This window comes from Endozoicomonas sp. ISHI1, from assembly GCF_024606225.1.
Classification (GTDB): Bacteria; Pseudomonadota; Gammaproteobacteria; order Pseudomonadales; family Endozoicomonadaceae; genus Endozoicomonas_A.
In genome coordinates, this window is the sequence record NZ_JAGRPU010000005.1 from 135,345 (window position 1) to 150,113 (window position 14,769).

Below are 14,769 nucleotides of genomic sequence, written 5' to 3' on the forward strand. Positions count from 1 at the left end.
ATTGTTTACCTGCTATTTTTGACTTGAACGAATCGAAGAAGTTCATTTTTAATTCTTGTTATTTTTTGCCTTTTTCAATGTTGAATTGACACAGCGGTAAACAGGTCAAGAAAAATTGAGTGGTCGAGAACAAATAGAGACCGACTTACTCCGCAGGCGACACTCAATATTCACATATCATCTTTGACTGTTTAAACTCGCGCGGATTATCTCAACCAGAGTGAGCCAAGAAGTGACCTGGCATATCATCGGTGCTGGCAGTATGGGCTGCCTGTGGACAGCTCATCTCCTCAAGGCCGGAATGAAACCCACCCTGCTTGTTCGTGAACAAAGGTTGCGCTCGCTCAATGCTGCCCAGCCTGTTCTAACCATTGATGAACTGGATGGCACCACTCAACACTACCCCATCAAAGTGGATTCTCCCGAATCTCTCACTGACTCGATCACACATTTAATGGTCTGCACAAAAGCTCAGGATGCTGAAGCTGCGGTTCTCTCACTGGCTGATCATTTATCAGACCAATGTCAGATACTAGTAATGCAGAACGGTATGGGAAGCCAGCAAGCGGTAGCACAACATTTCAGCTCACAAACCATATGGGCCGCATCGACGACAGAAGGGGCATGGATGAAAGACTTTCTGCATGTCTGCCATGCCGGTCGTGGATCAACCTGGGTCGGTCCTGTCGTTCAGAACCCTGACGAATCTGTCTGGCACGCTTTCAAAGAGGCTCTGGAAAAACTGCCAATCGATATTCAGTTTACCCATAAGATTGAACAAAAGCTCTGGGATAAGCTGGCGGTCAATTGTGCCATCAACGGTCTTACTGCCTTGTATGATTGCAGGAATGGTGAACTTCTGAACACTGAAGAACGTCAACAGCGTCTGGCAGCCTTGGCTGAAGAAGTGATGCAGGTGAGGCAATCGGCCGGTATTCCCGGTTCAGGAAACCTTTCTGAGTTAGTCAGGCAAGTCTGTCGGGATACTGCGATGAATCACTCCTCCACCTGCATGGATGTCCGACAGGGTCGAAAAACCGAGCTGGCTTTTATCAACGGCTATCTGATTGAGCAGGCCGAAAAGCTGGGGGTGGAGACACCTGTCAATCGGGCATTGATGAGAGAGTTGGCAGAACTCAGCATCCGGTAGTCGGAAATAAAAACGCCATTACCTCATCGACCGTGAGGCGAGTGCCATAACCTGATAGCCGATCCCAGTTGGCACCGGTAGTGAGCAAATCTGAGAATAACTCCGGTTTTTGCATCCGTTGCAATAGACTTTATTTTAAATTGTCCATCATCCTCCTCGGAAAGGGTGTAGACAATTTGCCATTCTGTCCAGGCTGGCACTACCCATTCCGGCTCAGGAGGGACATCCCTGAGTCCGAGCACTAAATGCGTACTCACTTTATAACTCGTTGACATCACTATTGAGCCATCTTCATTAATGTTGTTTTGTTTAAAAACAGTCATCTTTTTTCCTTTGAGACTCTGAAATAATGGCCACTTATCCGTACACTGGTCGAGATCAATCACACCGGTAACAGACAGTTCTCCTTGCTCAAGAGCACTCTTGAGCGATGAGTAGGATTCAATTTGTGTGGCCCCGGCCCATGCCCATGCCTTGGAACAGATGATAACCACTGTGAGAAAAGCACAGGTGATCAGCCTGAAAATATACATGTGTTTTTGCTTGTTGTTGCGTTTTGAAAGAAATCTCCATTATAGGTGATGATGCGCCATTGCATTCGGCAAGACCAAAGATATCTATTTTACGGCTATCTGATTGAGCTGGCTGAAAAACCGGTGGTAAAAACACCGGCTAACCAGCCACCAATGAGAGAAATGACAGAACTCAGCACCCAGTAACCATAAAAACTGCCGACGCCCTGATGACCGTGAGGTGTTCGCCATAACTTAACAGCCGATCCCAGTTGGCACCTGTATTGACCTGCGCTCAGGATCGCTCCGGTATTTGTATCTGTCGCAATAAACTTTATATTAAATTGGTCATCATCCTCCTCGGAAAGAGTGAAGGCACTTTGCCCCTCTATCCAGACTTGCCCTACCCACTCTGGCGGAGGATTGGCAAGCTTGAGTTCGGCCATTAAATGCATACTCACTTTATAGCTCGTTCACATCACTATTGAGCCATCTTCATTAATGGTGTTCTGTTTAAAAACAATCATCTTTTTTCCTCTGGAATTCAGTGATAATGGCCACTTATACTGACACTGTTCCATATCAATCAGGCCGTTAACAGGCACTTTCCCCTGCCCAAGAGCACTCTTGAGCGCTGAGTAGGATTCAATTTGTGTGTTCCCGGCCCACGCCTCAGAAAAAAAGATAACCAGAGTAAGAAAAGCACAGGCGACCAACCTGACAATGCACATGTTTTCTGCCTGTTGCTGTGTTTCATATGAGATCTCAAAGACCGTGAGGTGTACGCCATAACTTAATAGCCGATCCCAGTGGGCACCTGTAGTCTCCGGTTATGAGGGTCTTTCCGGTCTTTGCATCCGCTGCAATAAACTTGACTTTAAATTCCTTATCATCCTGACTGGAAAGGTCGTAGCCACTCTGCCACTCTATCCAGACTGGCATGTCTTCTGTCCGGTCTGGCAGACGACTGGCCCACTTGCTTTCATCCATAAGCGTATTCACTTTGTAGGTGGTTAGCATACTCACCGTGCCGTCTTCGTAGATGGCGTTTCGTTTGAAAATAGTGATCTCTTTTCCCCGAAAATCCAGAGTCTTTTGCGACTTACTCGTGCACTGTGCAAAATCAATCACACCGATAATAGGCACTTCTCCCTGTTCAAGAGCGTCCCTGAGGGCTGGGTAGGAGTCAATTTGTGTGGTCCCGGCCCATGCCTGAGAGCAGGAGATGACCAGAGCAAGAAGGGCACAGGCAAAGAACCTGATGATGAACATACTATGTGCCTCCCACTGTGTTTTAAAAGGGATTACAATTATAGATCAAGACAGGCTATTGCAATCGGCAAGACCAAAGACATCAAGTTGTTTATAATCCCAGCCAATTTTTCATCATTCCCGGTAAAACATAAGTAGACTCAACATGCAGCCCCATGACAATCTCACCTCCGACCTGATCGACACTATCCAGCGCAATGTTCGCCATGCTCTGGAAGAGGATATCGGTTCAGGTGACATTACGGCCTCTCTGATTCCTGCCGGGCAAATGGCCAAAGCCCGTATCCTATGCCGTGAGCCTGCCGTTATTGCCGGACGCCCCTGGTTTGATGAAGTGTTCAGACAGATCGATTCATCGGTCAATCTGAACTGGCAGGTTAAGGAAGGTGAACGTGTTGCAGCGGATCAGGTTCTGGTTTACATGGAAGGCCCTGCCAGAAGCCTGTTGACCGGTGAACGTGCTGCCATGAATTTCCTTCAGACCCTTTCCGGCACCGCTACCCGCTGTTATCACTATGCCAGTCAGGTCAAAGAGACAGACGTTCGACTGCTGGACACCCGCAAAACCCTGCCCGGTCTTCGTCTTGCCCAAAAGTACGCCGTCAAGGCAGGCGGATGCCACAATCACCGAATCGGACTTTATGATGCCTTCCTGATCAAGGAAAACCATATTGCCGCCTGCGGGGGTATTGAGCAGGCAGTCGACACCGCCCGAACCATGGCTCCGGGCAAACCCGTAGAAGTGGAAGTCGAGAACATGGAGGAGTTCCGACGGGCAAGAAGCGCTGGTGCCGACATTATCATGCTGGACAACTTCCCTCTGGAAACACTGCGTGAGACCGTTGAGTTGAACAAAACTCTGCCAGCGCCTCAGCCCGGACTGGAAGCTTCCGGAGGAATCACCGAGGAGCGCCTGCCGATGATCGCAGCGACCGGCGTCGACTTTATTTCTATCGGAACGCTCACCAAAGACATTGAGTCCGTTGACCTTTCCATGAGACTGGTTGATATCACAGAGATCTGAACAGGAAGCCACAGAGCATGAGTAAAATTCTGGTCACAGGGGGGGCTGGTTATATCGGTAGCCATACCTGCCTGGAATTATTAAACGACGGCTACGAAATAGTAGTTCTGGACAACCTTAGCAACAGCAACCAAGAATCTCTGCGCCGGGTTCAGGAGATAACTGGCAAGACACTGGAGTTTGTGAACGGCGACATCCGCGATCGAGCCTTGCTGGACACTCTCTTTCAACAGCATGATTTTGAAGCCGTCATCCACTTTGCAGGGTTGAAAGCCGTAGGAGAGTCCTGCGAGATTCCACTCGATTACTATGACAACAATGTGTACGGCACCTTGGTACTTTGTCAGGCCATGCAGGCAGCTCGTGTTAAACGTATCGTTTTCAGCTCGTCAGCGACTGTCTATGGTGATCCGGCCACTCTGCCGATCACGGAAGATTTTCCGCTGAGTGCCACCAATCCGTACGGTCGCTCGAAGCTGATGGTGGAAGAAGTTCTGGGAGACCTCTTCAAATCAGATACAGACTGGAGCATTGCGCTGCTTCGTTACTTTAATCCGGCAGGCGCTCACCCTTCTGGTCGTATCGGCGAAGATCCTAATGACATCCCCAACAACCTGATGCCCTATGTGTCTCAGGTGGCCATTGGAAAGCTGGAAAAACTGCGAGTCTTTGGTGACGACTATCCCACCGTCGACGGCACCGGAGTTCGTGATTATATCCACGTCGTGGATCTGTCACTGGGCCATGTCAAAGCCATAGAAAAACTTCGTACAACCAAAGGCGTACATATCTGGAACCTCGGCGTAGGCAAAGGTTGTAGCGTACTGGAAATCGTTGCAGCGTTTGAGAAAGCGTCTGGACAAAATGTGCCTTATGAAATCACACCTCGCCGTTCCGGAGACATTGCTGCCTGCTATGCCAATCCCGAAAGAGCCCTCAATCAGCTAGGCTGGAAAGCAGAGCGAGGACTGGAAGACATGGTGACCGACGCTTGGCGCTGGCAGTCCGAAAATCCCAATGGCTATAACCCGTAAACTTATAGCCATTTGATTCTGACCCACCTCCCGATCAGTTTCGTCTTTTGTTGCCGATCAATAAAAGACGATACCCGCCCCGGAAAACTGATCATGAAACACCTTTTTTTACCCTTACTTTTGCTCATCCCAGTGGCGGCATGGAGTGCCTGCCCAAGCTGGTCTGCTGTGCAGGCTGAAAAGCAGATCACTGCTCTGCACAAAGAAATCAAACACCACGACGATCTCTACTTCAACAAGCACTCTCCGGTCCTTACCGACCATGAATACGATGCGCTAAAAGCTCAACTGCAATCTCTGAAACACTGTTTTCCAGAACTGACACTCCCCGCTGTCGCTGAAGAGAATGCCGAAGGACAAGTCGATCATCGCGCCTTTATGGGTAGTTTGAAAAAAGCCCGGGACATTAACGACATCAAAAAATTCCTCAAAGAAGCCGGAAAGGAAAGCATTCTGGTTCAACCCAAGATAGATGGTGTTGCGGTTGAGCTGGTTTATCAGAACCGCAAACTGGTAGCCGCTTCCACCCGTGGCACAGGCGACAGAGGAGAGAATATTCTAGATGCAGTCAAACAGATGCCCATGATCCCGAAAGTGCTGAAAACGGAATACAATGACATTATCCTCCATGGAGAACTGTTTGCCCGTTTGAGTGAGACCGTCAGACATTCCACTTACAGCAGTGCCCGCCATTTTGTCTCCGGCCATATCAGTCGCAAAGAACTGGATGTTAGTTCACTGGACAGTATCGAGTTTTTCCCCTGGCGCTGGGTCAACAGCCCGTTTGAGAGCGACATAACGGTTATTAACACCCTGTACAGCTATGGCTTTGAACTGCCCGCCCGGTATACCGATCTGGTGAATACTCTGAAAGAGATAGAAAAAATCCGTCAAACCTACAGCAAACCCAGTGGTGAAGAACCCTTCCTGATGGACGGTATTGTTCTGAAACTGGACAACCTCGAGCTTCGCAAAAAACTGGGCTGGGACAGCCGCAGCCCTGCCTGGGCCATTGCCTGGAAATTCGCTTCAGACAGTGCGGTAACGGAAGTTAAGGGCGTTGATTTCAGAGTGGGACGAACCGGCCATATCACCCCGGTACTTCAGGTGGAACCGGTAGCAATCAGAGGGGAGACAGTCCGTCAGGTATCACTGGGCAGCATCAAAAACCTGACTGGGAAGGATATTGCTATTGGCGACCAGATTTCTGTTCAGCTGAAAGGTGCCGCTACACCCGTTTTTGGTCAGGTTGTTCTGAGACCGGAGCATCGCACCCAATCGACACCACCAGACCCGACAGGTTACGATGCCTTCTCCTGCCTGGAGTTGAAGCCCGGCTGTGAAGAACAGCTGACGGCAAGAGTAAAGTGGCTGGGGACAAGGTTGGATATTCCCTTCTTGCACGAGCCTCTGATTAAAAAACTGATGTTAAATAAAATTATCAGCCGCTTACCAGATAGTTTCAAAATGTCTGAATATGATCTGAAACAGGCAGGCTTAAATGAGCACTCATCGAAACAACTGCTAATGGTACTCGGCACTCTCCACATGGCTTCTCTGAAGTCCCAGATAAGAGCCTTGAGCATTCCACAGGTGGGAGAAAGTCGTTCTGAAAAACTGGTAGCCCATTTCAAAAGCTGGAAAAAAATTCTTAATGCTACGCCTCAGGAAATAGCTGCTGTGGCTTTGATGTCCGTTGAGCAGGCTCGGAGAGCTAAAAGCTATTTAAATGCTCCGAGCATCAGGGACTCTATTGAATGGTTTAGACGACCATGACTGTATTTCCGCCTTAAGCAGTCTCAAAAGCATCAACAATAAAAACCTCTCTGGCTTCCGGGCTGTCTCGTTCCGCAGCAGGATCATAATCTTATACGGGTTCATGCCGTTAAAAAACAATTACTGCGCTGATGCTCCCACTTAGATGAAGAGTGTCTTTTGATTGTTATCTTTATGAAAGGGCAGTGGCCAGATCAAGGACTATCTTTATCATTGCATTTCAGGTCATCAAGCTTGCGTTTTCGATGTATTCGTTTGTGATTCGACAGGGCTTTGAGACTGTCGCAAACCTTTCCGCATAGCTGCAGCTGGCTATCATCACCGGTCACCGTCACCTCACAGGTTTGTGGCCCACTGTGGGAGCTTCTTTTGTGATCCGACAACGCTTTGGGGCCATTGAATACCCTCCCGCATGGCAACAGCTGGCTATCTTCCCCGACCACGATGACGTCACAGGTTCGTGGACTCCTGTGGTACCTGTCTTTGTGATTTATCAGGGCTTGTTCATTCTTGCAGAGCGTTCTGCATGGTCGCTGCTGGCCACTTTTACCGACCACTGTCGCCTTACAGGTTTGTTCCCCGGTGTGGTATCTGATTTTGTGAGATGACAGTGATCGGGCATGCTTGAAGGTTTTCCCACATGGCCACTCATGGCCGTCGTCCCCGACCACAGTGATGTCACAGGTCTTTTGTCCATTGTGGTAAATGCTTTTGTGACAGTGAAGGGCATGGGTATTCTTGCAGACCGTCCCGCAAGGCCGCTGTTTGCCATCCTTCCCGAGCACGGTCATGTCACAGGTTTGTGGCTCTGAGTGGTAGATTGCTTTGTGATCCAACAGCGCTTTAGGGCCGTTGAAGACCATCCCGCATGGCCGCGGCTGGCCATCTTCCCCGATCGCAGCCACATCGCAGGTTCGTTGTTTTCTGTGGTATCTGTCTTTGTGATCGGTCAGGGCTCTGGCATTTTTACAGGACACACCACATGGTCGCTGTTGGCCATCCTCTCCGGCTACCGTGGCCTCACAGGTTCGTTGCCCGGTATGGTATCTGCTTTTGTGACATAACAGAGATCGGACATGCTTGAATACTTTCCCACATGGCTGCTGATGGCCATCCTCCCCGAACACGGGCAATTCACAGGTTTGTTGCCCGCTGTGGTACATGTATTTGTGTGTGTAGAGAGCACGAGCATTCTTGCAGACTTTCCAGCATTGCCGCAGCTGACCATCCTCCTCGACCACTATCACGTTACAAGTTGCTTTCCCGGCAGGAGCCGTTGTACTGGCTTCCCCTGCATCGACTGAGTTCAGGGCAACCCTGTCTGAGGCAACCCCGTCTGAGGCGACCCCTTCTAAAGAGTTGCAGCTATTCAAAGGAGCGTTTTGTCCGGGTGTTGCTACTGTCGAAACTCCTACAGAATCCAACGGCGATTGAGCTAACCCCGTGCTAACGGTTGAGGATCGGAATTGACAAACGCCGTGACAGGGCTGGACGAAACAATTTAAACCTAAACTGTGCAAATGTTGATGAGGGTCTCCGTTACCGTTTCCAGAGTCAGAGCACACAAGACTGGTGCAATAGCCTGTGGCTAAGGTGGCATTCTGGCCGGACGATTCTGATGGCTGGCCCTGTTGCTGACAGGTTTGATGGTTATTTCCAGAGCCAAACATCATAGTGATGGTGGCAAACGGATGAAACTCACTCGCCTTTTGTTGTCCACTCGGGTTAAACGACGGTGAACCGGGGTTCCAATAGTTCTGTAAAAGCCAACTGACAGTGACGGCCATTTCTACAGGTGACCACGAATAAGGTGTGATTTTTAGAGAGGCGCCTTTGGTTGTCAGGATTAGTTCGTAACCCACCAGCAGCTGGATGTTGTAGAGCCATTGCCATGAAATCGATTCAATATGTGTTGTTTTAACCCCGTATTCGCCCGATTTGTGTGGATTGTGATCAGGTGGCAAGCCTGATTCTGTATAACTGTTTACGTAGGCAATGACTGACGGGTTACCTGAGAATGTACGCCGGTCACGCATTATAGTGAAGCGCTGTTTCGTAGAACCTTTTTTCTGCTCAAGCTCGACAATATAACGTTCTGTCAATGGTTGGGTCTGGCAGTTGACAGAAAACAATAGCAGTAAGAGCGCTGCTACAAAGAGTGAGTGTTTAATAATTCTATCCCTGCTTTCCGGTTTACAGAAAGGAAGGATAGATCAAGAAAATAAGTGTGCTTTCCCGTTAAAAGCCCATTAAAGCGCTTCTGCGATTCGACAGGGCTATGGCATAGTCGCAGACCGTCCTGCTTGACTGCTGCCAGCCATCCTCCCCGACTATGGTGACGTCACAGTTTTTTTGACCGTTGTGGTATTTTCTTTTGTCAACCGTTAAGGATACTGCATTTAAACTACAAAATAGAAAGGGTATATCTTTCGGGTCCAGAGCACATAGCTATTGGGGAATAGCCATTTATCTCGATTCATTCGGGCACATTGTCAATTAATACGAGCATGGTCAGGGTATTATTCTCAGTTAATTGGGGATCAAAAAAAGGGGGGCTTTTTTGCAGGTAAAACGGACTTTATTTGCAAGCAGCTACAACCAGGCTTCATTCTGGAGTCACTTTTATCGTCAGATAAACGCCAGACAGAAAAAAGGCCGGATTTAATCCGGCCTAGTTGATGACAAATTTTATTATGGACAAGCTGAAATAGTAGTGGTATAACCGGGATAATTCTGAACAGCATCTATAGCACATAAGTTATTTGCTCCCGCTGCACCAGTACAAAAAACCTGCCAGCTGGTTCCTACAGTGTCTGGACACATAGTCACCGTTTGACTACCAAATGGACTTCCAGGTGTAATTACAATAGACGATTTGTCTGATGCTCCTGCACTTACTTTCCCTGCGGGACCAGGCACTGAATTTTCAGTAAGATCACAATCAGCCAATGCGTGTGACTGTAAACAGATCGAAATAGCTGTTTTATAGGCGTTAGCTTCCTGAATAGCAGCGCTAGCAGTGGCATTACGGGTATAGTTCTGGTACTGGGGAATCGCCACTGCCGCCAGAATACCAATGATCGCTACTACGATCATCAGTTCGATCAGCGTGAAACCCAGCGTCCTGGACATCCATGTTTTCATCTCGTTATCCTCGGTCATTGAATAGTTGCCCAACGCCAAAACCCGGGGCCCCACAGGTCAGTCTCTAGCAACATGTTTCGGCGCTCATGACCAGAGCTTTAGGCTTTTAAGCCCGCTAATTTCTCGTGATTTTCAAGTGTGACCCGATAACCCCAATACAGACTTAGTTACAGAGGCGGCTATCGTGAAAAATCGCAACCTTTTCGATAATAAAAGACTCTCTCTTGCCGCTCGGGCCATAACCGTTGTGCTGGTGCTTGCATCCACTGCAGTCACCGGAGCTTTGAGTCTTCAGACCATTTACCAAGGTGAAGTGGATCGCTATTTCGAGAAAGAACAGGGCTCGGAGCTGATGCTGATTATTCAATCGGGTCACCACACGCTCAAAACCACAGGCTCAGGAAAAGACAATTTCAGACCACTATTGAGCAGTGAATTGGGGCAATATCAGGATCATACCTTTGTTGGCTGGCATGCGGATTTCAAACAAATGACCCGGGGAGGTGGACTTCCTTTTTTAATGCTCTATGAAGTCAGCTATAAGAAAGGACGGACTCAAGAGTTTTTTTCCTACGAGGGTTTGCTGAATCCAAAGCTAATCGCCAGAGAGGTACATATTAATTAATGAGGTGAAAGGCTCCATTCTGCCAGAAGCGTGGGGTCATTGATTCAAAGGGAATTGAAACAGGATAGGTGCCATAAAATATGGGCCTATCCTTTAACTATTTCCAATTACTTTCTTTGAATAAAAATACTGACGAGAGCAAGTGCACCAGATCCTGCCATCAATAGTGTCGAAACCGCATTGAGCACCGGTGTTGAACCTTCCCTCATACGATCAAACAATGTAATCGTTAATGGGGAATCACTGCCTGCAAGAATTAATGTGGTATTAAAATTCTCGAAAGACATCAGAAAAGCCACAACCGCCGAGCCAATCACCGCTGGCTTTAACCAGGGCAGTGTAATCGTTGTGAATACCTCAAAACGGCTTGCACCCAGGTTTAAAGCAGCTTCTTCCATTGCGGTATCCAGCTTTCTCAGTCGTGCTGAAATGACGAGTGTTGCCATAGTACTGATAAATACAAATTGTCCAAGAACAATAAGTGGCAGACCGGGCCTTAAAAACTCCAGATCGAGTCCATAACTGTCTTCTATCGTATTGGCGATGCCGCTACTGAAAGAAAGAATGGAAATCCCGAGAATGACGCCCGGAATCACCAGTGGTAGCAACATCAAACTATAGAGAAACTGTTTTCCCCGAAAATCATATCGCTCAAACAACAGTGCATTAGTGATAGCTAAAGTGACGGACAGAATAGCAACAAACAGTGCGATCATGAGGCTAGTGATAATACTTTCCTGTATCGCACCGTCATGAAATAAGCCACGACGCTCTTTGTTGTCGGCAAAATACCAGTCCAGAGTAAACCCTTCCCACGGCAGGGAAGGAAATACACTGTCGTTCATTGAGAAAACGGCAACGACGACAAGTGGAGCCAAAAGAAACATAAAGAACAAGCATACATAAACCGTGTAGGTTTTCTGAAATGCTCTGCTTTGGGGAATACTCGGTATCATGATCTATTTCTCAGGTTTCACTGGCTAATGCCTGTTTGAAGGACTGTTTGCTGAGCTTCAGTCCAAGCCAGACAATCAGCGACGACAGACAGAGCAATAAAACGCCAAAGGCTGCTCCCTGTTCCCAGTTAAAGCGGGTAATAAACTGGGTAAAAATCTGCTCGGTAAACCAGAGACTGTCTTTACCACCCAACAGTGTCGGTGTCAGATAATTACCAAGGGTCAGCATAAAGACGACGATGCATCCTGATACGATGCCTGGTACAGCGTATGGAATAATGACTGTGCGAAGCACCGTGAAGTGGTTACCGCCCAGGTCATAAGCTGCTTCTACAAGGCTGTCGTCCATTCCTTCCAGGGTGCTGACCAGAGGCACTACCATAAAGAGCATGGAGGCATAAACGAGGCCCGTCATAACAGTAATGTCGTTGTACAGCATCTCTACTGGCGCGTCCACCACTCCAATCCATTGCAGGAAGCCACTGACAACACCGCTCTCACGCAGCAAAATCATCCAGCCATAGGTTCGCACAAGTTCACTGACCCAGAATGGAATCAGACAGGCAAGAAACATCAGGTTCTTGTTTTTACCCTGGGCAATTTTGGCGATATACCAGGCAACCGGAAAGGAGATCAGTAATGTCAGGGCCGTAGCAAGTATGGACATCACCGCAGTGCGCAAAAATGTATTCCAATAGAGCGGCTCTGTGAAAAACTCCCGATAATGAAGCAGGCTGAACTCATAAACACCGTAACTGACTCGCTCTCTCATTGAGATGCCCAACATATCCAGCTGTGGTAACAGAATCAGCAATGTCAGCGTCAGCAGCAGTGGCATTAACAGCAGATAAAAAGAGAGTTTTCTACCAGTCATGGTCAAGATTCTCTCTTTTTATTTGATAGAAAAATATTGCTCTGTTGCATATCCCAGGATAATGAGACTCTGTCTCCAGCCACCAGATCATTAAATTCTCGAGTCTGTGGCAACGAAACACTCAACTCTTGGGATGAATCGATATCTTTCACCAGTATCTGGCTATTACCGCCATCAAAAAGAATATTTTCTACCTGACCATTAATATGGTTTTCAGACGTTACGCTCTGATCTCTCCGGATATGAATGGCTTCCGGGCGGATAAACAAATCAACAGCGTCTCCTGCTTTAAGGTCTATTTTTGGAAACGCAGTTTTAAATTGCTGTCCGGCGTTAGATCGGATTATTGCCGTTTCACCAACAATAGACTCAACGATCCCGGCCACCCGATTGTTATTACCAACAAAACCAGCGACAAATGACGTTTTTGGCTCATAGTAAAGCGACTGCGGAGAGCCCACCTGTTCAAAACGGCCATGATTCATGACGGCTACCTGGTCCGACATAACCATTGCTTCAGATTGATCGTGGGTTATGTAAATAAAGGTGGTACCAAACGCTTTTTGCAGTTTTTTTAACTCGACTTTCATTTGTTCCCGAAGCTTCAGGTCAAGAGCGCCAAGAGGCTCGTCCAGCAAGAGAACATCCGGTTCAAGCACCAGACATCGAGCAATTGCCACCCGCTGTTTCTGTCCACCGGAGAGTTGATTGACCGATTTTTTTTCAATACCCGGCAAACCAATACGTTCCAGAACATCGGCAACTTTTTTATCCCTTTGCGGCTTTGGTACCCTGTTGCGCTTGAGTCCGTAAGCAATGTTTTCCCCAACATTCATCATGGGAAAAAGAGCCAGGTGCTGAAACACCATATTTACCGGACGCTTATTAGCCGGGATACCAGCCATCTTCTTTCCTTTTATCAGAATTTCTCCCTGATCAGGTTCAGAAAAACCGGCAAGCATTCTCAGCAGCGTGGTTTTGCCACAGCCAGAGGGGCCCAGTATGGAGAAAAAGAAGCCAGCAGGGATTTCAAGAGAAATGTCATTTACTGCCTGAAAACTGCCAAAGTGTTTGAAAACATTGCGGCATTCGAGATCGAAAGTCATGAGGGTGTACATCCTGAAAAACCACCAGCCTCTGTCATATAACTCTCAGCAAAAAAACAGGACTGGCGGGTAGAGCTATAACTGATTACTGTGCGGCTTTGATACGATCCAGCGTTTTTCCTTCGATGATTTCCAGGCCTGCAGGTACTGGCGGATACCACTTGATATTATCGAGACTGCTCTGGTTGTAGCTGATCTTATAGCTGTTGCTGAGCTGTTCGTTAACAAACTCTTCAGCACCGGCAGATGCGGTAAAGTTACCCGCAGCCTCGGTGATTTTGGCAGCAATCTCAGGCTGCATTACAAAGTTGATCCATTGATAAGCAGCTTCATCATTCTTGCCTTTGGCGGGCAGGGCAAAGGTATCAATCCAGCCCAGTGCTCCAGACTCTGGTGGTACGAAGTTGATGCTGGTCGTTTCTTTATGCAGCTTCCAGCCGCCTGCATCCCAACCCATGGCCAAAGTGACTTCGCCACTGCGCAGCAGGTTAAGCAAAGCATCACCGCCTTCCCAGTAAGCTTTAACATTGGCTTTGCAGTTGATGAGCTTCTGCTCAACTTTGCCCAGAATTTCAGCGTATTTTTTCTGATCGTTGTAGGCTGCGAATGGGTCTTCGCCCATGGCAAACGCGAAACCAATCAGGGTTGGACGCTTCAGGCGATAGGATACTTTGCCCTTGTAATCATCAGAGCAGAGGTCATTAAAACTGTAGCTGCTTTTGCTACCTGCAGTATCGGTAATCAGACCGCTGGTACCCCAGATATGAGGCACACCGTACACATCACCGTTTATGGTGGTGTTGGCTTTGGTGGCGGACAGCATGGAAGGAATAAACTGACCGGCATCGAGTTTACTGAGGTCAACAGGTTTATAAATTCGATATTCTTTCTGCGCACCGACAATACGATCCTGACTTGGCTGCACCAGATCATAACCAGCACCGCGAGTAGCGCGAAGCTTGGAAATCATATCTTCGTTATTGGATTTGGTGACCTTAACGGTAATACCGGTTTCCTGTTCAAACTGATCAATCACTTCCTGAGGCGCATAGCCTCCCCAGGTCAGAATTCTTAGTTCTTCCGCCTGTGCACTGGTGGTGAGCATGGCAACGGTGGATATGGTCAGCGCTAGCAGACCTTTCATTGGTTTCAACATGGAGCGCCTCTATGAGGTTTGTTATTGCTCACTATTGTTATGCAATTTTGTTACAGAAATGTTTCACTCGTTAAAACGAAGGTCAATAAAGATATGAGCCTGTTCATATTTATTTTAAAAATATGTGGCTGTTCAAAACC

General features: G+C 47.9%; 15 protein-coding genes. 5 read left to right on the forward strand and 10 right to left on the reverse strand.

Annotated features, from left to right (window positions below):
- Window positions 1-232 precede the first annotated feature (232 nt).
- Window positions 233-1,150: a 2-dehydropantoate 2-reductase gene (locus KBW69_RS05700; RefSeq protein WP_257252852.1), complete on the forward strand. Its 918-nt coding sequence runs from the start codon at window positions 233-235 to the stop codon at window positions 1,148-1,150.
- Window positions 1,151-1,173: 23 nt separating this feature from the next.
- Here the strand turns inward: KBW69_RS05700 and KBW69_RS05705 are convergent, their stop codons facing one another.
- The 4 genes from KBW69_RS05705 to KBW69_RS05720 all read right to left on the reverse strand — a co-directional run bounded on the left by KBW69_RS05705 (window position 1,174) and on the right by KBW69_RS05720 (window position 2,934).
- Complete coding sequence (locus tag KBW69_RS05705) at window positions 1,174-1,683, reverse strand: hypothetical protein (protein ID WP_257252851.1); 510 nt, start codon at window positions 1,681-1,683, stop codon at window positions 1,174-1,176.
- Between the two features lie 95 nt (window positions 1,684-1,778).
- Entirely contained in the window at window positions 1,779-2,108 is a 330-nt protein-coding gene (locus KBW69_RS05710; RefSeq protein ID WP_257252850.1) for a hypothetical protein, read from the reverse strand.
- A gap of 27 nt (window positions 2,109-2,135) precedes the next feature.
- Complete coding sequence (locus KBW69_RS05715; RefSeq protein ID WP_257252849.1) at window positions 2,136-2,393, reverse strand: hypothetical protein; 258 nt, start codon at window positions 2,391-2,393, stop codon at window positions 2,136-2,138.
- A 34-nt stretch (window positions 2,394-2,427) separates the two neighbouring features.
- Window positions 2,428-2,934 carry a hypothetical protein gene (locus tag KBW69_RS05720; protein ID WP_257275176.1) on the reverse strand — a complete coding sequence of 169 codons (507 nt, stop codon included), beginning with the start codon at window positions 2,932-2,934 and terminating at the stop codon, window positions 2,428-2,430.
- Between the two features lie 145 nt (window positions 2,935-3,079).
- On the opposite strand from KBW69_RS05720, the gene nadC reads away from it, so the two are divergent.
- From nadC to KBW69_RS05735, 3 genes are all read left to right on the forward strand, one after another.
- Entirely contained in the window at window positions 3,080-3,958 is an 879-nt protein-coding gene (nadC, locus tag KBW69_RS05725; RefSeq protein ID WP_257252846.1) for a carboxylating nicotinate-nucleotide diphosphorylase, read from the forward strand.
- Between the two features lie 17 nt (window positions 3,959-3,975).
- Window positions 3,976-4,992, forward strand: coding sequence for a UDP-glucose 4-epimerase GalE (gene galE / locus KBW69_RS05730; RefSeq protein WP_257280250.1), 1,017 nt, complete (start codon window positions 3,976-3,978; stop codon window positions 4,990-4,992).
- A gap of 93 nt (window positions 4,993-5,085) precedes the next feature.
- On the forward strand, window positions 5,086-6,768 hold the full coding sequence (locus KBW69_RS05735) for a helix-hairpin-helix domain-containing protein (RefSeq protein ID WP_257280251.1): 1,683 nt from the start codon (window positions 5,086-5,088) through the stop codon (window positions 6,766-6,768).
- 194 nt (window positions 6,769-6,962) lie between these two features.
- On the opposite strand, the gene KBW69_RS05740 is transcribed toward KBW69_RS05735, so the two are convergent.
- A complete protein-coding gene (locus KBW69_RS05740; RefSeq protein ID WP_257280252.1) occupies window positions 6,963-8,870 on the reverse strand; it encodes a hypothetical protein in 1,908 nt (635 codons plus the stop codon).
- 589 nt (window positions 8,871-9,459) lie between these two features.
- Window positions 9,460-9,951 (reverse strand): prepilin-type N-terminal cleavage/methylation domain-containing protein, encoded by a 492-nt coding sequence (locus tag KBW69_RS23450; protein ID WP_306674498.1) that lies wholly within the window; start codon window positions 9,949-9,951, stop codon window positions 9,460-9,462.
- A 145-nt stretch (window positions 9,952-10,096) separates the two neighbouring features.
- Between KBW69_RS23450 and KBW69_RS05750 the strand changes: the two genes are divergently transcribed.
- Window positions 10,097-10,537, forward strand: a complete 441-nt coding sequence (locus KBW69_RS05750) for a hypothetical protein (RefSeq protein ID WP_257274440.1) — start codon at window positions 10,097-10,099, stop codon at window positions 10,535-10,537.
- A gap of 107 nt (window positions 10,538-10,644) precedes the next feature.
- On the opposite strand, the gene KBW69_RS05755 is transcribed toward KBW69_RS05750, so the two are convergent.
- The 4 genes from KBW69_RS05755 to KBW69_RS05770 all read right to left on the reverse strand — a co-directional run bounded on the left by KBW69_RS05755 (window position 10,645) and on the right by KBW69_RS05770 (window position 14,629).
- Window positions 10,645-11,493, reverse strand: coding sequence for an ABC transporter permease (locus KBW69_RS05755; protein WP_257280253.1), 849 nt, complete (start codon window positions 11,491-11,493; stop codon window positions 10,645-10,647).
- A 10-nt stretch (window positions 11,494-11,503) separates the two neighbouring features.
- The gene (locus KBW69_RS05760) at window positions 11,504-12,367 is read right to left on the reverse strand and encodes an ABC transporter permease (protein ID WP_257252838.1); all 864 of its coding nucleotides are present in this window, start codon (window positions 12,365-12,367) and stop codon (window positions 11,504-11,506) included.
- 2 nt (window positions 12,368-12,369) lie between these two features.
- Window positions 12,370-13,473, reverse strand: a complete 1,104-nt coding sequence (locus tag KBW69_RS05765; RefSeq protein ID WP_257274438.1) for an ABC transporter ATP-binding protein — start codon at window positions 13,471-13,473, stop codon at window positions 12,370-12,372.
- An 85-nt stretch (window positions 13,474-13,558) separates the two neighbouring features.
- Window positions 13,559-14,629, reverse strand: a complete 1,071-nt coding sequence (locus tag KBW69_RS05770; RefSeq protein WP_257252835.1) for an extracellular solute-binding protein — start codon at window positions 14,627-14,629, stop codon at window positions 13,559-13,561.
- Window positions 14,630-14,769 lie beyond the last annotated feature (140 nt).

What these genes read in the sequence shown, in the direction of transcription:
- KBW69_RS05705 (WP_257252851.1), bottom strand. Translation starts at nt 1,683, where the DNA reads ATGTATATTTTCAGGCTGATCACCTGTGCTTTTCTCACAGTGGTTATC.
- KBW69_RS05710 (WP_257252850.1), bottom strand. Translation starts at nt 2,108, where the DNA reads ATGGCCGAACTCAAGCTTGCCAATCCTCCGCCAGAGTGGGTAGGGCAA.
- KBW69_RS05715 (WP_257252849.1), bottom strand. Translation starts at nt 2,393, where the DNA reads ATGTGCATTGTCAGGTTGGTCGCCTGTGCTTTTCTTACTCTGGTTATC.
- KBW69_RS05720 (WP_257275176.1), bottom strand. Translation starts at nt 2,934, where the DNA reads ATGTTCATCATCAGGTTCTTTGCCTGTGCCCTTCTTGCTCTGGTCATC.
- nadC (WP_257252846.1), top strand. Translation starts at nt 3,080, where the DNA reads ATGCAGCCCCATGACAATCTCACCTCCGACCTGATCGACACTATCCAG.
- galE (WP_257280250.1), top strand. Translation starts at nt 3,976, where the DNA reads ATGAGTAAAATTCTGGTCACAGGGGGGGCTGGTTATATCGGTAGCCAT.
- KBW69_RS05735 (WP_257280251.1), top strand. Translation starts at nt 5,086, where the DNA reads ATGAAACACCTTTTTTTACCCTTACTTTTGCTCATCCCAGTGGCGGCA.
- KBW69_RS05755 (WP_257280253.1), bottom strand. Translation starts at nt 11,493, where the DNA reads ATGATACCGAGTATTCCCCAAAGCAGAGCATTTCAGAAAACCTACACG.
- KBW69_RS05760 (WP_257252838.1), bottom strand. Translation starts at nt 12,367, where the DNA reads ATGACTGGTAGAAAACTCTCTTTTTATCTGCTGTTAATGCCACTGCTG.
- KBW69_RS05765 (WP_257274438.1), bottom strand. Translation starts at nt 13,473, where the DNA reads ATGACTTTCGATCTCGAATGCCGCAATGTTTTCAAACACTTTGGCAGT.
- KBW69_RS05770 (WP_257252835.1), bottom strand. Translation starts at nt 14,629, where the DNA reads ATGTTGAAACCAATGAAAGGTCTGCTAGCGCTGACCATATCCACCGTT.